3 protein-coding genes are annotated in these 2,463 nt (G+C 61.6%); all 3 read right to left on the bottom strand.

What is annotated here, in order from left to right; all coding sequences use genetic code 11:
- Positions 1-6: 6 nt before the first annotated feature.
- The 3 genes from tnpC to tnpA all read right to left on the bottom strand — a co-directional run bounded on the left by tnpC (position 7) and on the right by tnpA (position 2,395).
- The gene (gene tnpC, locus AC2YI2_RS34890; RefSeq protein WP_487391102.1) at positions 7-1,539 is read right to left on the bottom strand and encodes an IS66 family transposase; all 1,533 of its coding nucleotides are present in this window, start codon (positions 1,537-1,539) and stop codon (positions 7-9) included.
- Positions 1,540-1,610: 71 nt separating this feature from the next.
- Positions 1,611-1,967 carry an IS66 family insertion sequence element accessory protein TnpB gene (tnpB, locus tag AC2YI2_RS34885; RefSeq protein WP_435269828.1) on the bottom strand — a complete coding sequence of 119 codons (357 nt, stop codon included), beginning with the start codon at positions 1,965-1,967 and terminating at the stop codon, positions 1,611-1,613.
- Positions 1,964-2,395 carry an IS66-like element accessory protein TnpA gene (tnpA, locus tag AC2YI2_RS34880; RefSeq protein ID WP_137128765.1) on the bottom strand — a complete coding sequence of 144 codons (432 nt, stop codon included), beginning with the start codon at positions 2,393-2,395 and terminating at the stop codon, positions 1,964-1,966. The genes tnpB and tnpA overlap by 4 nt, the downstream gene beginning before the upstream one ends.
- Between the last annotated feature and the right edge of the window lie 68 nt (positions 2,396-2,463).

The following is a 2,463-nucleotide window of genomic DNA, read 5'->3' as shown; positions in this document are numbered from 1 at the left end:
ATGTTCTCAGGCCACGGCTTTAAGTTCGCGGTTTGCGGCGTAGGCCCACGGCAACAGGTCGTCGATCTGGCTATTTGAATGGCCGTTGACGATCTTCGTGAGGATGTCTGAGAGATAGGCCAGCGGCTCGACGTCGTTGAGTTTGGCGGTCTCGATCAACGACGCGATGGTTGCCCAGTGTTCGGCCCCGGCGTCGGAACCGGCAAATAGCGCGTTTTTGCGATTGAGGGCAATTGGCCTGATGGATCGCTCGACAGTGTTGGAGTCGATCTCGATCCGGCCATCGTCGATGAAGCGGGTCAAGCCGTCCCAGCGTGACAAGGCATAACGGATTGCTTCGGCGAGCTTTGTCTTCTGGCTGATGTAGCCGAGTTGTTCACGCAGCCAGGGAGCGAGGCTGTCGATGATCGGGCGGCTCGTTTGTTGGCGCGTGGCGCTACGCTCCTCGTTTGTGAGGCCACGTATCTCGTCTTCGATCCTGTAGAGTTCGCCGATGCGTTTGAGCGCCTCGCTGGCAATGGGTGCCGGGCCAGCGGCGGCCAGTTCATAGAAGCGGCGTCGAACGTGAGACCAGCAGAAGGCCAGCGACACGGTGTTCTTTGCTGCAAGCGGGCGATATCCGCTGTAGCCGTCGACCTGCAGGATGCCGACGAAGCCATCGAGATGGGCCATCGGCCGTTCGCCTTTGCGATCCGGCGCATAGACATAGGCGACGCCGGGTGGGTCATCCCCCTGCCACGGCCTGTCATCACGCGCATAGGCCCAAAGCTGGCCGGTCTTGGTCTTGCCGCGTCCCGGGTCGAGCACCGGGGCCGTCGTCTCGTCGGCAAACAGCTTGGACGACGACTTCAAATGATCGAGCAACCGCTGATGGACGGGGCGAAGATACCAGGCGGCACGACCGACCCAGTCGGCGAGCGTCGAACGGTCGAGGTCGATGCCCTGACGCTTGTAGATTTGCGCCTGGCGATAAAGTGGCAAGTGGTCGGCATATTTGGAGACCAGCACCTGGGCGACGGTAGCCTCGGTCGGAATGCCACCTTCGATCAATCTTGCCGGGGCCGGAGCCTGGACAACGACCTCCTCGCAGGCCCGGCAGGCATACTTTGGGCGGCGCACCACCAGCACGCGGAACTGGGCGGGCACGATGTCGAGCTTCTCGCTGACGTCCTCGCCGATCCGATGCAGGTCATTGTGGCAGCACGGGCAGGCATGGTCATCGATATCAACCACGATCTCGACGCGCGGCAGCTGTGCTGGCAACGAACCCCGGTTGGTGCGCCGCTTGGCGACCTGCGCCCGACGTAGATCGGATGACGCCTGCTCCCTTTCTTCCAGGCTATCCGCCTCGACTTGTTCGGCCTCTTCAAGCCCCAGCAGAAGCTGGTCTTCGGGGAGGGTCTCGGCACGGCGGCCGAAGCGGTGGCGCTGCAATTCCTTGATGATCTGGCGAAGGCGGGCATTCTCTGCCTCGCGCGAAAGCACCATGGCTTTCAGCGCGTTCAGGTCATCCGGAAGCTCGTCTGCCGTCATCGTCATGGATCGAGAACAGCATATTTTACCGCTCGGATCGAGAGGCTGGACAGCGCTGATTCAATTGGTCGCGGCCGCTATCCAGCCTTTACCGGGATGCGCGTTTCGCTCGGCGCATGCACCCGTTTCCAGTCCAATCCCTCGAACAAAGCCGAGAACTGGGCAGCGGTCAGATGCATCGCGCCGTCCTGCATTCGAGGCCAATGGAACTCGCCATCCTCAAGTCGCTTAGCGACCAGGCACACGCCGCTGCCGTCCCAGAAGATCAGTTTGATCCGGTCGGTGCGTTTGGCTCGGAACACGTAGATCGTGCCCGAGAACGGATCGGCACCCATCTCGGCCTTCACCAGTGCCGCCAATCCTTCCGCGCCCTTGCGGAAGTCGACAGGCTTGGTGGCGATCATGACCTTTACCGCACCAGACGGACCAATCACGATGATGCCTTCAAGGCCTGGATCACGGCGGCAATGGTTGCACTGTCCGTGCCAGATGCGATCCTCACGATCGCGCCGCCAACCTCCAGCTCGATTGCCGCAATGGGAGGTGCTTGCCTCGCTATCGTCTTTCGCGGTGGCGGAGGTGGCTCTACCGCACGATCAATGACCGCAGGCACAAACATCGGCGGCACGGCTGCCTCCCTTTGCTCACGCGCCTGCCGCCGCCAAGTGAACAATTGCCCTGGGGATAAACCATGCCGCCGCGCAACAGCACTCACCGACATCTCGCCGCTATAGCTCTCGGCGAGGATTTGGTCCTTCTCCTCGTCGCTCCAGTCGCGCCGCCGGCCCGCTCCCGTGAAGACCTCAAACCGTTGCACCGGCACGTCCACACTGGTGCTATGCGTAAACCCTGTAATCGTCATATGTCGGAGCCTCGTTCGGCCACAACATCAACAATCGCAAGCTGATCCGGAAGGTGGGGTCAAAACGG

The sequence above is a fragment of the Rhizobium sp. SRI_017 genome, from assembly GCF_057586295.1.
This window is presented reverse-complemented; position numbering and strand designations above follow the sequence as displayed.